We start from the raw sequence: 15,909 nt of genomic DNA on the forward strand, positions 1-15,909 counted from the left end.
TTAATGAATTTTGCTGCCCAGGGTCACCACGCCGTCCGCTTTTTCGCGGCCCAGCCAACTGGTCCAACCGAGGCGACAGGCGTTCTGCTCACCGATGCGCAGTTCGCGGATTTCTTCCTGGCGCAGGACCAGGCGAATGTCGTAATCGAGCGGGTCACGCAGGGTGAACCGCACCAGCGCGCAGAGCGGCTGGTAGCCGAAACCGATCGGCAGGAATTCATGGAATCGCTGCCAGTCGAGTTCGGTGATGTGAATGCGGAATTTGCCGCTGCGATCGCGCACGTGCTCGCCCAGTACCAGGTCTTCGCCAAGTACGCTGTTGGCGCGGCCCAAACGATTGCGCTGCTCGTCGAGAATTTCCACGCGGCGCTCGATGCACTGCTCGATGACCAGGTCTTCGTGCTTGAAGTAGTAACGCAGCACGGCTTCGATCAGCGCCGCCGAGTGCGCGCGCAAACTGAGCAGGCCGAGGTACGGCAGCAAGCGTTTCCAGTTGAGTTCCTTGGCCTTGCGGATCTCGTCGCCGCCCAGGCCGATCAGCGCAAAAAGTTGCGCCGAGAACGGATCGATCGCGCCGCTCTGGAAGCTCGCGCGGTAGCGGTACTTGCGCCAGATCGGCAGCATCAGCCGTTGCAGGCGATGGTGGAACAGGTCGAGAAAATTGCGCGTCGGGTTGCCGTCTTCGCTGTCGCCCAGAGCCTGTTCGCCGTAGAACGCCGGCAGCGGCGAACCGGAGCCGACCAGACCGATCAGGTTGAAACGCATGCGCGCGCGCATCTTGCCGTGTTCTTCGAAAAACTCGACGCGATCGACGTCGCTGCGCGGAAAGCCCAGGCTCGGGTTGGCCTGGAACTCGACCTGATCGTACAGATCGTCTTCGCTCAGATGCGGGTGTGCCTCGCGCAGCCGGTCGATCACCAGCAGCACGGCCTGAAACAGCGAGTACTCGCGTATTACCTTGGTCAGCCCGCTTAAAGCAGGGGCTGCAGGCCCATACGTGGTGTCCATTGGTACACCTCTCCCTGTGTGCTTTTTACCCGCAGCTCATGGAATGAATTGAGACTGGCGTAAAGCGCGAAAAACTCGTTGAGAACCGAAGCGAAGACGAACAGGTCGCCTTCGCCGATATAGCCTTCCGGGTCGATGGTCAGTTCGGTGCGCAAACCGCGTACCGGCAGACCACGATGCAGTCGGTCGACGTGGTGATGCTTGATGTGCTTGAGGCCGCCGAGCAGGCGCTTGCTGACCTTCTCCGCGTGCTGGTCGTAGTAGCGCGGCAGGTCGTAGGTTTCCAGAATCACCTTCAACGCATTGACGTCGGCCAGCGACAGATAGTTAAGCGACATGTTGCTGATCAGCTTCCACAGGAAGTCACGGTTCAGCGGCGGCGCGAAGCTCGACGTGGCCGGGGTGATGTTGCGGAAACTGAGGAATTCCGGGGTCTGCTCGCTGGCCATGCAGATGTCGCCGAGCTTGAGCTTTTTCGGCAGGTTCTGGTTGGTGCACATCAGCTCGATCGACAGGGTTTCGTGGGCTTCGGTATGGCGGATGCCGAAGCTCAGGTAGGTGTCGAGGCCGTCATGCAACAAGGACGAACGCTGGCGAATGCTGTAATGCGGACGGCTGTTGGGCACGTCGAAACTCGGGTCGTGCTCGAAGGATTCGAACGGCACGTACTCCTGATAACCGAGGCCGCCGGGCTTCCAGCCAGTGACGGTCTCCACCGAGAACACACCGCAGTTTTCCAGGTCGTATTCCGCCGGCAGCAGCAGGTACTCGTCCTGCTTGCCGTCGAGACGGATCGGCAGCGCGTCGTGCTCGAACAGATTGACGATCGGCGTGCAGAACAGCTTCACGTTATCGAGCGTCGGGCGCATGCGCATGATGCCGCTCTTGCGGATGTCGAAACGCAATTCGAGGCCACGCATCTGCTTGAGGGTGTCTTCCGGCAGCGCCTTGAGAATGTCCAGACCGTTGACGTCGACGAACAGGAACTTGTCCTGGAAGGCGAAATATTCCTGCAAGTAGCGATAGCCACGGAAGGTGTTCAGCGGATACGGGATCAACGCTTCTTCTTCGGCAAAACCCACCGGTTTCACCCGGTCGCCGGGAATCTTGAACGCCATCGGCTTGCCGCTGACGCCATCAATCGGCTTGCCGGCGCCGTCGAGCGGGATCAGTTCGATGCCGTCGAGGTTGCGCAGCAGGCTCAGATAAAGCATCTGGCTGATGTAGCGCTCGCCGGCAAAGTGCAGGCGCAATTTGCTCAGTTCCAGTTCGCCGAGGTGGCCGTCAGCGCTCATCTCCAGACGCAGGCTGAGCAGCGAGCCATCGCCCTTCACCGAGTAATTCAGCGCGGCCAGATCCAGCGGCAACACCTCGGTCGGGTAGCACGTACGGAAGCGGCAGCGCACGTCTTCGATCGGCTTGCTCTCGATCGGCGTATCGCGCTCAACCAGCAGCGCCGGCCCGGAACGCTTGAGCGGATCGAACTGCAAAATGCTGAACGCCGGCAGCGGGCGCATGTAGTTTGGCCACAGCAGCTGCATCAGCGAATGGCTGAGCTCCGGCAGCTCGTCATCGAGCTTCTGACGCAAACGCCCGGTCAGAAACGCAAAGCCTTCGAGCAACCGCTCCACATCCGGATCCCGCCCGGCCTGGCCCAGATACGGTGCCAGCGCCGGACTACGCTCGGCGAAACGGCGACCGAGTTGGCGCAGTGCGGTGAGTTCGCTTTGGTAGTAGTGGTTAAAGGACACGGGGTACCTTCCTGGTAGTGGAGCTCATGGAATTACCGACCTGTGAATTACGTTCAACGCCCGACTTGGTCATTGGATTGCACCTGCAGGCCGACTTGGCTGAATGCGACCTGTGATGTTTCGCAAAGCCCAGCGCAACTCGATGACTTGAGTGGTGAGGATCGCCAGCAACGTGACGCAACCTTGGGCCACGCCGTAGAACAGGGCTCTTAACGGGTTGTCGGGTAGCATCCAGAGCAGGATGAAGCCCACCATCAGAAAAAGGATGACCAGCTTGGCAACCAGATTTGGAGTCAGCGCAACGATCAGATTGACGCCCAGAAAAATGTAAAACAGTGAGTAAGTCGCAATTCCGATGGCGACGCCATGGGAGGTAAATCCGCCGTTAAAAAGCTTGTAAGCATGCACAACCGCGTAATTCAAAAATGCATAAGCCACGCATCCGAGGGCGTGGGTTAATAAACATAGGTCGAGACGGACGTAGCTGTTCATACTGCTATCAGTTTTCCAGAATCTCGTAGGGTGTATTACTGATGAAAATATTCAGCCAGCTTTCTTCCCATTGCGGCATGGAAATTACAAAAGCCTTATCTTTCTTTTCGAAGGAGATCCAAGTAATTCCAACCTCAGCATCATCTTCAAATGTACGCATATCCAATGACTGAGTATCATACAACGGGGTTCGATATACCTTTTCTGGCTCTTTTGAATCGATAACTCTTAAATACGCCATACCACCAAGCATGAAGATCCTGCCGACACGTACATTCTCAATTGTGTAGCGGCCCGAGGGACTAGCTGTAGTTGTACTTGCAGGATAATCCAGCATTGCGTTCAAGCAATAAACGAGCAATGCAATAAACACCAAGAGCAAACTGATAGGCACTAGCCATTTCTTTTTAAGCGTAGTCATTTTTTCGCCACACCCAGTTCGACAGCGGATTGTACACGAGTAAAAATGCGCATCATTTATTCCAAACATTAATAACTGTCACGGGAACGTTTTGATATTGAACATCAGACAAAACCTGGAAATCACCGCCTTTTTTAAATTCCATCCGATATTTTACAAAGTGAGAATTTGTAATATAGAAATAACGCGAGCTTTCTATTTCCCTAAACATCGCCTGAGAATCTTCCGCACTGATATAGGGGTTTGAAGCGATGTCTGACTTCATCTGCGCTGCACCGGTATTTGCGGTGGCCGCATAGGCAGGGTTGGCTATACCATCAAAGTTCCAGAACCCCAATGGCTGACTGAAATTGTCATCCGGTGAGTCATTGAAGTCATACGCGTCCTCAGCATAAAACCCAATTCGCTCCACAAACAGCTGAATGCTATCTACGGAAATCACCAGTTTTCCTTCTGGAAATACGCGGACATTAAAGTTTGCCAGCGCAGCTCGCAACTCATCAGTCTTGTCTATCAGGCCAAATTTAACTGCTCGACTATTACTGTATCCAAACTCTTCAACCTTCCTGGCGCTCGCAAACTTAAAAGGATAGACACCCGGCGCCGAGCCAAGATACTTATCTTTAATCTTCTTGCTTATATTATTACGACCTGCAGTATTATCCCAAGCAGACTTAAGCTCTTCAATGACAGCTTTCGCAGGTTCAAACTGCATCAACCAGTCCATTTTTACGATAGTGTCATTCACGTAGGCGATGTCAGCAAGAGCAATATGGTCTTTGACCTCTTTACTCATCGCACCATCGGCGGTTGGCCATGGCGCGCCATCAAACCAGTGGCGCATAAGCTTCGCAGCAACTGGCCATTTCATCTTATCCATCGCATCAGGTATATCTGTGATTTTGAATTGACGGACAGCTGCAGACTTACCAGTTTGGTTACTGGCCGGCGTCAGACTTGATGCTATTTTCGTATCCGCCATAACAAAATCCTTTTATCCAATTACGACTTCAGATTGCTGTTCAATAGTCAACTCATAGGACTCCGCTATAGAGGACGAGATTTTTTGCGTCTTCCCGTCGGCTCCCGTGACCCCACTGATAACTTTCCCCGAGGCTGTTTTGAAGCTGTATGCCACTCCCGCCAGTGGCTTCCCAGAGTCCTGACAATTGATGACGTAGTGCTCGTTAAACGGCCATTTGATCTCCACCGGCAACGGCGGAACAAACGGCGCCGGCGAATGCGAATTGCCAATAATCACCGTGCCGGATCCAGCCGTAACCTTGTTGCCATGGGTCCCCACCGAATCAACCGTCGCGGCAGGTTTGCCGTTAATCAACACAGTGGTCGCCAAGCCGCCGGACATCGCACCGCCACACGCCGAGGCATCGCCTTGGCGGGCGGCCGCGAGGCCGTCGAAGAATACGTCGCCGGAACCGGCGGCGATCGGGTTGGTGCCGTGGCCGGGGAGCGGGCAAGCGGTGGGGTCGGATACGCGTGCTGCGGGTTTGCCAGACATCGGGGATCTCCTTAGGTGACCTTGACTTGACCGCTGCCATCCAGGCGCGCGGAGAAACTGACCTGACGCTTGAAACCCTCGACTTCCAGCAGGCCTTCGATACTGAAGGCCAGGCGCAGTTGATCGTGGTCACGCGGCAGGGAAATGACACGCACGTTGCTCAGGCGCGGCTCGTAGGCTTCGATGAAGTTTTCGATAGCCAGACGGGCCTGACTCAGCGAGTCGTGCAGGCTCAGGCGCATGTCATTGAGATCGGGCAACCCGTAGTCGGCCAGCGTTTGCACGCTGCCGGCCCGGGTGCTGAGCATTTTGGCCAGATGGGCAGCCACTGACGCCATGGCACAAGCCTCAAGGCTGTTGCCCTTGCGTAGTTGTGCGTCGCCGTTGAGGCGTTCGAACAGGCTGCCGTATCCGTCCATGAGTCGCTCTTACTCTTTGTCCAGCTTGCCAACCAGCGACAGGGTGAAATCGGCACCCATGTACTTGAAGTGCGGACGCACGTTCAAGCTCACGCGGTACCAGCCCGGCTCGCCTTCAACGTCGCTGACGATCACTTGCGCAGCACGCAGCGGACGACGGCCACGGACTTCGGCGCTCGGGTTTTCCTGGTCGGCCACGTACTGACGGATCCACTTGTTCAGTTCCAGCTCGAGGTCGGTACGCTCTTTCCACGAACCGAGTTGCTCGCGCTGCAGCACTTTCAAGTAGTGAGCCAGACGGTTGACGATCATCATGTACGGCAGTTGGGTGCCGAGCTTGTAGTTCAGCTCTGCCGCCTTGCCTTCTGCGCTGATGCCGAAGAACTTCGGCTTCTGCACTGAGCTTGCGGAGAAGAACGCCGCGTTGTCGGAGCCTTTGCGCATGGTCAGGGAGATGAAGCCTTCCTCGGCCAGTTCGTATTCACGACGGTCGGAAACCAATACTTCAGTAGGAATCTTGGTTTCGATTTCGCCCATGCTTTCGAAATGGTGCAAAGGCAGGTCTTCAACCGCGCCACCGCTCTGCGGGCCGATGATGTTCGGGCACCAGCGGAATTTGGCGAAGCTGTCGGTCAGCTTGGTGCCGAACGCGTAAGCGGTGTTGCCCCACAGGTAGTGCTCGTGGCTGTTGGCAACGGTTTCCTTGTACACGAACGACTTGACCGGGTTTTCTTCCGGATCGTACGGGTTACGCAGCAGGAAACGCGGCACGGTCAGACCAACATAGCGAGAATCTTCCGAGGTACGGAAACTCTGCCATTTGGCGAATTGCGGGCCTTCGAAGTGGTCTTTCAGATCTTTCAGATCCGGCAGGCCGGTGAAGCTTTCCAGGCCGAAGAATTTCGGGCCGGCGGCAGCGATGAACGGCGCGTGGGACATGCACGAAACGCTGGCCACGTACTGCATCAGCTTGACGTCTGGCGAGCTTGGCGACATGTAGTAGTTGGCGATGATCGCGCCCACCGGCTGACCACCGAACTGGCCGTATTCAGCGGTGTAGATGTGCTTGTACAGGCCCGACTGCATGACTTCCGGCGAATCTTCGAAATCGTCCAGCAGGTCTTCTTTGGAGACGTTGAGGATTTCGATCTTGATGTTTTCGCGGAAGTTGGTGCGGTCGACCAGCAACTGCAGACCACGCCACGACGATTCCAGCGCCTGGAAATCCGGGTGGTGCAGGATCTCGTCCATCTGACGGCTGAGCTTGGCATCGATCTCGGCGATCATGCGGTCAACCATGGCTTTCTTGACCGGCTCACCGTTGTTCTGCGGTTTGAGCAGCTCTTCGATGAACGCCGACACGCCACGCTTGGCGATGTCGTAGGCTTCGTCGTCCGGGGTCAGACGGGTTTCGGCGATGATGCTGTCGAGAATGCTGTATTCGCCGCTGGCGGCGCTCTTCTCTTGTGCTGCGCTAGTGCTCATTGTGTTGGCTTCCTTGGCAAGAGTCTCAGGCGTCCGGGGCTGCGGCGTTCAGGCCCAGCTCACCGAGTACGCGACCGCGGGATTCGTCGTCGGCGAGCACGCCTTCGATCGCTTTACGGAACGCAGGTGCGTTACCCAGCGGGCCTTTGAGGGCCACCAGCGCATCGCGCAGTTCCATCAGTTTTTTCAGCTCAGGCACTTGCTCGACCAGGCTGGCCGGGTTGAAGTCCTTCATCGAATTGACGCGCAATTGCACGGCCAGCTCTTCAGCCTCGCCATCTTCCTGCAGACGGTTCGGCACGCTCAGCGTCAGACCCAGCTCTTGCTTGGCCAACACTTCGTCGAAGGTCATCTTGTCGATGCTGATCGGCTTGCGATCTTCGATTTTGCGATCGTCCTTGCGGTGGGTGTAGTCACCGATTGCCAGCAGCTTCAGCGGCAGTTCAATCTCTTCCTGAGCTCCGCCGGTGGCGGGTTTGAAGGTGACGTTGATGCGTTCCTTGGGGGCTACCGAGCCTTCTTTGGCCATGGCTTTTCTCCTTGCGGTTGTGGCCCTGGGGCCTATTCGAGTACCACTTCGAGGTCGAGGTGGCACAGCCTGCGATAAATCTCTTCCTTGCTTTCACGTACGGCGTGGTTCTGCGGCAACAACTCGCAGCAACTGTGCAGCAGGTGCAGCACTTGCAATGCAAGATCGGGCTCCCAGGCGTGCAGGCCTGAGTCCTGTAATGTCTGATCGAGGGTTTCCAGCTGGTTCTTGGCCAGTTCGTATTTCTTGGCCAGGAAGCACAGCCGGGCGAGGGTGAACTGCCAGAAGAAGCGTTCACGGCCACCGTGGGCCGATTGCAGGCCCTGCTTGAGAATCTGCACGGCCGGCTTCAAGCCTTCCTTGCGCAGGATCGGCTGGACTTCCTCGAGGGCTTTTTCCCAGGCGGGCTGGGTTTCGACGTTCTCGCTTTCGACCTTGCGCGGCGCGCTGGCGCTTTGCAGGTGCGGCATGACGTTGGCGGCTATCCACGCCCGGGTGGACGGATCGGCAAACGGCGCGCCGTCATGGAAGCGCAACTCGATGATGCCCGGCAGGCGCTGAATCAAAAGCGCGAAGTGGATTTCCACTTCGCGCATTGCCAATTCGGCGTTGAGGTTCTGGAGACATTCCCAGACCATCCTCTGGCCATCGAACCAGAAAGGCGCCTTCGCCAGGCTCGCCTCCAGTTCCACCAGCAGGTCGGCGTATTTGCCCTGATCGAAACGGTCCTGATAGAGCTTGAGTTTTTCCAGCGGCAGGCCGCGCAGCACGGTGATCTGCTCGGCGTTGCGCTCGGGCACCGCGTCGATAGTCATCCACAGCAGCGTGCGATTGAGGCGCAGGGCACGCAGGTCGGTGGCTTTCTGTTTCAGCCACCAGGCACACAATGGCCGGGCGCTGTCCTGCTGGGCGCGCAGGGCTTTGTGCGCATCCCGCTCGTTGTCGATCGGCGCGCCAGGGGTGAGCAGTTGGGTCGCGGCCTGCTTGACCTGCGCTACCGCCGCGCCCACCACACCGGGTGCCGGCTGGTTGTCGGCGGCGCGCTGAATCATGGTTTTCAGGCGGCGGGAGATCGGCAGCAGCAGCGGCGCGTCATCGCCCAGGTGTTCAGTGCACGCGGCCTCAAGACCGGCCAGGTGCTCGGAGAGCTGCCGGAACATCGGCAACTGCTCTTTGATCGCAATATTTTCGGTGATGACCTGCTCGAGACGCGGCACCAGCCAGCCGATCGCGGCGGCACGGGTACGGGGTTTGAGCGGGTGGACGTCGGCCCAGTTGTTTTCCGACAGATGGTGCAGCAGACCGAGGCCGGCCAGCAGCCCGGGGAAGGATTCGCGCTGGTACAGCGACCAGGTCAGCCAGGCGCCGACACGCAGATCCTTGGATTGGGTACGCAGCAGATTTTCGCTGTTTTCGCGGATTTTCAGCCAGTCGATCTGCCCGCTTTCGTGCATCGACGAAGCCTTGGCCAGCTCACTTTCCAGCGCCTCGAATTCGCTCGAAAAACGAACGTCTTCGCCCGCAAAATTCTCTTTGGAAACAGAGACTTTTGCGAGTTCGAGGTAATGGGCGGAAAGTTTGCTTGAGTAGGACATCCATGGCCTTTATTAAGGATTACAGTCATGCGCGCGAATGGAGTTTCAGCAACGCGGGACAGTACCGAAGAGCAGTTCAGCGACTCATCCAATTGAGATGTGCTCTTTCAAGTGGGCGCATCGTAATCACAATGATGGCCACTAGCAAGCATCTGATTAAACAACAAGACGAACTGTTCGTTGAGGTCTGTAGGAGATCGCCCTATATGTCGCAGGGGTTTCCCTGAGGCCGATTAATACACGACGAATTTTCCATGACCCTGTCAAACCCTTGACCCAGAGCCCTGCGCCACGGCCGGGCGAGTTTACCTTACGCTCGTACCCCCAAGCGGCGTGCAGCATGCCAAATTCAAAAAAAAATAGAAGTAGGACACTTCCGAAAATGACTGGTTTGCTTCAATAAGTTCTCCGCGACAACGATCAACGCAGAAAGTGCCACTATAATGATGGCATTTCATATTTCTGAAAACTTCCGAAATCCTTCATACATTGCAAACTCGATAGTTATCGAAGCCGCGTCCTTCAGATACTTCTCGCATCACGACCAAGACTTCCACACCGGAATACTCTGACAAATTTCAGGGATACTTCTTACATCAATTAGTTTGCCACGCCGCTAGCTTGCCCTGGCCACTTTTCATGCGCGGCGATCAGGGAGGACGGTATCGCGCTTTGACTCACTTTGCTTAAGGACAAGCCCATGTTCGGCAAAGGCCACTGCGCGCCATTCTCATTGCACATCCCGGCCATTCGTCACGACTTCAAGGTGCTCGCGTTCACGGGCACTGAAGCCATCAGTCAGCTGTACGCATTTCGCATCGAGCTGGTGAGCGAGCACGCGGATTTCGATCTGGAAAGCCTCCTCAGCCAGCCCGCGTTTCTGCAGTTCGGATCAGCGGGCGAAGGCATTCACGGGCGGATCGAAAACGTCATGCTCGGCGAATCAGGCAAGCGCCTGACCCGTTATGAACTGACACTGGTACCGGCGCTGCATTATCTGCAACTGAGCCACGACCAGCGGATTTTCCAGCAACTGACCGTGCCGCAGATCGTCGCGCAAGTCCTCAAAGGGCATGGCATCCAGGCCGATGACTTCACGTTCAATGTCGCCGCCGGTGAGCATCGTGAGTACTGCACGCAATACGGCGAAAGCGACTTCCTGTTCATCCAGCGCCTGTGCGCCGAAGAGGGTATCGCCTGGCACCATCAACATTCGCTCGACGGGCACTTGCTGGTGTTCAGCGACAGCCCGGTGTTCGCACGCAAATTGGGTACGACAGACTTTCGGGTTGATAGCGGCATGGTTGCCGAACACCCGGTGGTCAACCACCTGACCATGGGCTTCAACACCCGTACCAGCACCGTCACCCGCCGTGACTATGACCTCAAGCGGCCAAGCCTGCTGCTGGAAAGCCGCTTCACCGCAGAGTTCACGCCGGCTCTGGAGGAGTATCGCTATCCACTGTTGATGAAGTCCGAGAAGCACGGCAAACAGCTGGCGCGTCAGGCCTTGGAGCGCCATCGCAGCGACTATCAATGGATTGAAGGCAAAAGCGATCAGGCGATTTTGCGCAGCGGTCACCTGTTCGAGCTGAGCGAACATCCCAGGGCCGAGTGCAACGAGTTGTGGCTGTTGGTCAGTCTCAGTCACGAAGGCAAGCAACCGGCAGTGCTCGAAGAGGCTTTCAGCAGCGAGGCGAAACCTGCCGATGGTTTTTCCCAGGGCTATCGCAATACCTTCAGGGCCATTCCCGCAGAAGTGGTTTTCCGCCCGCCTTTGCCCGCGCCAAGACCCTTGCTGGTCTGCCAGACCGCGCGCGTTACCGGGCCTCCCGGAGAAGAGATCTTCTGCGATGAGTACGGCAGGGTTCGTGTCGAGTTTCCTTGGGATCGCGCTGAACGCAACAGCGAAAAAAGCAGCTGCTGGTTACGCGTAGCGTCCAGTTGGGCAGGTGACGGATTCGGTGCGGTGACCATTCCCCGGGTCGACATGGAAGTGGTCGTGACCTTCCTGGAAGGCGACCCGGACCAACCGCTGATTACCGGCTGCATCGCCAACAAGGTCAATGCCGTCGCCCATCCCTTGCCGGCGAGTAAAACCCGCACGGTATTACGCAGCCAGAGCTCACCGCGCAATGGCGGCTACAACGAACTGTCGATCGAGGATCGCGCCGGGCAGGAGAAGATCTACCTGCGCGCGCAGCGCGACCTCGAGCAACTGATCCTCAACGACAGCCGCAGCCTGATCACTCGCGACCGCCATGAGCATGTCGGCAATGACAGCACCAGCCTCATTGAGGGCAGGGATTCGCGCACTCATCAAGGGCTGCGCAGCACCGTGATCAACGCCGATGACTTGTTGCAGGTCAGCGGCACCAGCAGCCAGACCCTGGGCGCCCTGGTGATCCAGGCCGGCCAGCAGGCGCATGTCACGGCAAGCAACGTGGTGATCGATGCCGGCATGAGCTTGACGCTGTCAGCGGGCGGTCATCACATCGTGATCAATGCCGGCGGGATTTTCAGCAGCGTGCCCATCGTTCAGGGCGGAGCGCCACTACCGGGGCTCGCACCGCTACAGCCGCTACAGGCAGAGGCTGGCCTGGTTCTTCCGAACAGCGCCACGCCGCTATCGATCGTCAACAGTGCCCGCCAGCAGGCAGCGGATTTTTGCCCGCTGTGCGAAGCCTGCGCAGCGGGTCTGTGCGAGCTGGGAGAAGTCGCATGAGCCCGGTCGAACAATGGTTGCACGCTCAGTCCCGCGCCGGCTGCGAACTGTATCTGATGCTCGACACCGACGGCCAAAGCGCAGAGCACGCTGCGTTGACCCGCGACCTCGGCACCGAGCGGTTTCGTCCGCTCTACAGCGGCACGCCGGCCGAGTCGCTGGTGCCGACCGGCCCGCTGCTGTTGCAGATCGATACGGCGCAGCATCCAGCCATCCAGACCTTGCTCGCCAGGCCCGAGCGCAATTGGGGCTGGCTGGCCAGTGCCCGTCACGTCGAACTTGACGCGCTGGCGGCGCATTGGCGTGAGCGCCTGATAACCGGCGAACGCCCGAATCAGGCGGTGTACCGCATGCATGACAACCGGGTTCTGGGCCGTGCGCTGGCGCACCTGCAACCCCAGCACCGCGCGGCGTTTCTCGGGCCATTCAACAGCGTCTGCTATTGGCACGCAGAGCGATGGAACGCGATCGACAACCCGGACCCCGGCCACCACCCGCTGCCGATGGATCCGCCTTGGCTGCACACGCCGACCCCGGAGCTGATCTACGCCAACGTGCTGTTCGACAACACCCGCCGTTACCTGGTCGGCGAACACACCGAAGCCATGGCCACGCTGGCCGAACAGCTCGACGTCGATGAGTGGCTGTGGGGCCTGATTCAACTGACGCAATTGTGGGGCTGGCAACAACCGGAGCAAGTGCATTTCTTGCTGACCCGCAGTTTGCAGTTACCGGGATATCGGCCAGGCAAATCATGGCTGCCCAAACCCGGTGAAGATCCGGCGATGCATTTTGAGCGGGTATATCAGGAAGCGTTGTATTGGCAGGGAGAGGTAGGTCGATGAGGAACTTGAAACGAGGGTTGCTGCTGAGTGGTTGCCTGGGATTGCTGGTGGGTTGTACGACGGTGAAGACCCCGAACACGTTTACGTTTGTTCCGGATTTTCCACCTGGATTCAAATATGAGCTGAAGGCTATCTACCTGCCCGCAGCGGGTGAAACCTGCCGCGTGCCAGGAAAGCCGGATTTCTGGGTGAGCTTCAATAAACCCACCATGGAATATGTAAGCACTGCGGAAATCGAGTTGTACAAAACCGTCAGCGATTGTCCGTTGGCGCTCAACAAAGTGGAAATCAAGCTCATCGGTTTTTATGGAAAAGGCCGAAGCAACTTCAGCATGGACTACGCCTCGATTTTCGTGCGTCCAGAGTTGCTGGAACGACTAAAGGGCACTTTCAACGAGGACGGCCTGGGTGAGTTTACAGGCGAATGCATGTGGTTTTTTCGGACAGTCAGCCCCAAGCGTAACCTAATAAAAATGTTGAGATGTAAAGGAATGGATCAAGAAGGAAATGTAGCCCGGAGCCGCCCTCATGGCGCGTACACACTGGATCAACTACCAGGAAAAACCGTGAGGTTGAAAATAAACCTAGCGAATGAAGAGCAACCTGGTTGGGGGGACACTTGGGTCCAGGTTCCTGGTGGCTGGAAGCGCTGTATGGGGGAAGGCTATGAGGACCAGCGTGGTTATTGCAATGGAAATTATGAAGACTTCAGCACCTTCAGAATGGTGGATGGACGGATTTGCACCATCTATCCAAGTTGCAACGAAAACACGGACGAGACTCCATGAACGCTGAATCCTTACCGACAAGCGTTACCACCTTCATGCAAGGTGATATCCACGCCTGCCCGATGCGCGGGCATTCGACCAGTTTTCAATTGGTGAATGAGTTCGGAGATGGCACACCCTACGCCGGCTTGGCATATGAGATCACCGACTACGAAGATACCGTTCATACTGGAAAACTGGATGCGAAAGGCTGGGCAAAGGTAAACAACCACCATTGTGGCCCGGTAGTGCTCAAGCTGAATAAGCCTTTTCAAGGAGCAGAAGCGCTGTATCGAGACTTGAGAAAAAGACTGGACTACCCCCTTCCCATCACCGAACTCCAAGTCCGCGCCGAAAAAACCCGCTTCTTCCACAAAACAGGCACTCGCACCCAGGCAAACCCCGCCAAGGACCTGCCCGAAACCGACGCGTACTGTCAGGTCGAAGTCAGTGAACTGGTAAAGCACATCGCCCACCTGCCACCACTGGTTGCTCGTCGCGACCCTCCGAAGAGGGCGGCGCACAAGCTCATGCGATCGGCGGCGAAGTCCAGAGACTTCACGCTCGTCGATAAAACTTCTGCGGATGGCGGACTGCACACAATCTTGAGTGCGGCGGAGATGGCCACCGTCGAACTGGGGTTTTCCCCGCCGCCGCCCAAGGGCGTCGCACTGCTGCCGAACAAACACCATGTGCTGGAAGTACGGCCGATGAGAGCGCTACGGCCAATGCTGTCGACAGGCGACGCGTTCTGCGCGCTCAACCTTTATCAGCTGTCGGTGATGGCGACGCTGAGCTACACCGATTTCGGACAGGAACCCAACACTCAACCGGTGCAGACCGACACGGTAAGCTTTCCGGTACAGCCCAGCAGCGGCAACTGGTTCGGCCACGCGCTACCGCAGTTCGACGAGTTGTGGAAGGTCGATGACTCGCAAACGCAGAAATACTACCCACTGTACGAAGACGTGCCGTATTCGAAACGCCTGGAAGTGGTGCCGTTCGACCCGAACCTTTACCCCGAAGTGAATGACCCCGCGTTGGGCGACGAACAAGAACACCCGGCCAAGTTGCACTGTCTCGATGACCGTAACAAAGACAACAGTACTGATACCCAAGCTTTCATCTGCCACCACAACGAACTGATCCTGATCAGCGTGCGAGGTACCAGTGAGTTCTGGCCCGACGGCTTGCGTGACGGGGATGCCTATCAGGTTCCCTTTGCCGAAGGCGAAGGCAAAGTGCACCGCGGTTTCTACGGTGGCGCCTTGGCGGCTTATCCATTTATCGTGACTTATCTGGAAAAATTCTACAGCGGGCAAAAGCTTCTGATCACGGGTCACAGTCTGGGCGGTGCAGTTGCACTGATCCTGTCCGAGATGCTGAGACGCAACCTGGAGTTCTCCCCGCAAATCGTGCTCTACACCTACGGCGCCCCCCGCGCCGGCGACACCACCTTCATCGAAAGCGCCAGATCGCTGGTGCATCACCGCATCGTCAATCAGAACGATCCGGTACCGAGCGTGCCGGCGACCTGGATGAACACCTTTGCCAAGCCTGGGCCGATGTACGCAACCAACGCCGTGGTGCTGGGCTTCAACCCGGTCGCCGGCCTCGGCCTGCTGATCTGGGGAATCATCAATTTCTTTGGCGACGACTATGGGCATCACGGTGCTTTGCGCCATTTCATGCCCGTTGAGTTCGACAAGGACCACCGATCCTCCCTTCTCTGGGAGCCGGGTTGCAGCACGATCGTCGATCACGGCTGCGCCAAGGCCCTGCGCGCTACCAACGGCTTGCCCGAACGCGGATCGTTTCTGCGGCAGTTGTTCGACCGGGGTCACCACTCAATGGTCGGCAGCTACATCCCCGGCTGCTGGGCCAGCTTGCGCCGTTGGCAGGAAGCACTGCAGCTCAAGCGTTCGCTGGTGACCAATCGCGAATTCGAGTGGATCAGCAGCGCGCTGGAGAATATTCAGCAACAGCTGCGGGCCATTAAGCGCGATCTGCAAAACAACCACCGTTCTTACGTGCGAGAGCAGGAGCGCGTGCACAAGACGCTGATGCTCAATCAGGAAATAGACAAGATCAGCATGACCAAGGCCCGCCTGACAGCGCTGCGCAGTCAACGGGTCACTGAGACCGACGTTTACGGCAGCTATGCCGACCAGCCCGAATGGGTCGAGGAAAGTTTGCTGCGCTGGAACGCCCACCCTGAAAACCTGGTTCAGGAGCAACTGGCGATGATCCCGCCAGCCGCTGAAGACCACGACGCCGCTATCGCCGCGATGACCGGTGGACATGCAGTTGGCGCGCCGTTTCAGCTGGATATTGATTCGTTCATTTAACTTAA

The 15,909-nt window shown here is 57.5% G+C and carries 14 protein-coding genes; 4 read left to right on the forward strand and 10 right to left on the reverse strand.

The annotated features are described in order from the left end of the window. The 10 genes from tssG to tssA form a co-directional block, all read right to left on the reverse strand. Window positions 1-1,008 (reverse strand): type VI secretion system baseplate subunit TssG, encoded by a 1,008-nt coding sequence (gene tssG, locus PS14A_RS25040; protein ID WP_056790879.1) that lies wholly within the window; start codon window positions 1,006-1,008, stop codon window positions 1-3. After that, window positions 972-2,759, reverse strand: a complete 1,788-nt coding sequence (tssF, locus tag PS14A_RS25045) for a type VI secretion system baseplate subunit TssF (protein ID WP_039757337.1) — start codon at window positions 2,757-2,759, stop codon at window positions 972-974. Before tssF ends, tssG begins: the two co-directional genes overlap by 37 nt. Window positions 2,760-2,828: 69 nt before the next feature. Further along, window positions 2,829-3,251, reverse strand: coding sequence for a hypothetical protein (locus PS14A_RS25050; protein WP_042608089.1), 423 nt, complete (start codon window positions 3,249-3,251; stop codon window positions 2,829-2,831). Between the two features lie 7 nt (window positions 3,252-3,258). After that, window positions 3,259-3,672 carry a hypothetical protein gene (locus PS14A_RS25055; RefSeq protein ID WP_064365134.1) on the reverse strand — a complete coding sequence of 138 codons (414 nt, stop codon included), beginning with the start codon at window positions 3,670-3,672 and terminating at the stop codon, window positions 3,259-3,261. A 52-nt stretch (window positions 3,673-3,724) separates the two neighbouring features. Beyond that, window positions 3,725-4,654, reverse strand: a complete 930-nt coding sequence (locus PS14A_RS25060) for a DUF6402 family protein (protein ID WP_064365135.1) — start codon at window positions 4,652-4,654, stop codon at window positions 3,725-3,727. 12 nt (window positions 4,655-4,666) lie between these two features. Next, window positions 4,667-5,191 (reverse strand): PAAR domain-containing protein, encoded by a 525-nt coding sequence (locus PS14A_RS25065; RefSeq protein ID WP_212617446.1) that lies wholly within the window; start codon window positions 5,189-5,191, stop codon window positions 4,667-4,669. An 11-nt stretch (window positions 5,192-5,202) separates the two neighbouring features. Beyond that, a complete protein-coding gene (gene tssE, locus PS14A_RS25070) occupies window positions 5,203-5,610 on the reverse strand; it encodes a type VI secretion system baseplate subunit TssE (RefSeq protein WP_007920274.1) in 408 nt (135 codons plus the stop codon). Window positions 5,611-5,619: 9 nt separating this feature from the next. Continuing rightward, on the reverse strand, window positions 5,620-7,095 hold the full coding sequence (gene tssC, locus PS14A_RS25075; RefSeq protein ID WP_016772499.1) for a type VI secretion system contractile sheath large subunit: 1,476 nt from the start codon (window positions 7,093-7,095) through the stop codon (window positions 5,620-5,622). A gap of 25 nt (window positions 7,096-7,120) precedes the next feature. After that, window positions 7,121-7,624 carry a type VI secretion system contractile sheath small subunit gene (gene tssB, locus PS14A_RS25080; RefSeq protein ID WP_016772498.1) on the reverse strand — a complete coding sequence of 168 codons (504 nt, stop codon included), beginning with the start codon at window positions 7,622-7,624 and terminating at the stop codon, window positions 7,121-7,123. Between the two features lie 32 nt (window positions 7,625-7,656). Continuing rightward, a complete protein-coding gene (gene tssA, locus PS14A_RS25085; protein WP_056790892.1) occupies window positions 7,657-9,219 on the reverse strand; it encodes a type VI secretion system protein TssA in 1,563 nt (520 codons plus the stop codon). A 700-nt stretch (window positions 9,220-9,919) separates the two neighbouring features. On the opposite strand from tssA, the gene tssI reads away from it, so the two are divergent. Genes tssI through PS14A_RS25105 form a run of 4 tightly spaced genes read left to right on the forward strand, consistent with a single transcriptional unit; the run spans window position 9,920 to window position 15,904 of the window. After that, the gene (tssI, locus tag PS14A_RS25090) at window positions 9,920-11,944 is read left to right on the forward strand and encodes a type VI secretion system tip protein TssI/VgrG (protein ID WP_212617447.1); all 2,025 of its coding nucleotides are present in this window, start codon (window positions 9,920-9,922) and stop codon (window positions 11,942-11,944) included. Further along, window positions 11,941-12,789, forward strand: a complete 849-nt coding sequence (locus PS14A_RS25095) for a DUF4123 domain-containing protein (protein ID WP_212617448.1) — start codon at window positions 11,941-11,943, stop codon at window positions 12,787-12,789. Before tssI ends, PS14A_RS25095 begins: the two co-directional genes overlap by 4 nt. Beyond that, window positions 12,786-13,577, forward strand: a complete 792-nt coding sequence (locus tag PS14A_RS25100) for a hypothetical protein (RefSeq protein ID WP_212617449.1) — start codon at window positions 12,786-12,788, stop codon at window positions 13,575-13,577. Before PS14A_RS25095 ends, PS14A_RS25100 begins: the two co-directional genes overlap by 4 nt. After that, window positions 13,574-15,904 carry a lipase family protein gene (locus PS14A_RS25105; RefSeq protein WP_212617450.1) on the forward strand — a complete coding sequence of 777 codons (2,331 nt, stop codon included), beginning with the start codon at window positions 13,574-13,576 and terminating at the stop codon, window positions 15,902-15,904. Before PS14A_RS25100 ends, PS14A_RS25105 begins: the two co-directional genes overlap by 4 nt. The last annotated feature ends 5 nt before the right edge of the window (window positions 15,905-15,909 follow it).

This window comes from Pseudomonas sp. 14A, from assembly GCF_018132745.1.
GTDB lineage: Bacteria > Pseudomonadota > Gammaproteobacteria > Pseudomonadales > Pseudomonadaceae > Aquipseudomonas > Aquipseudomonas mercuritolerans.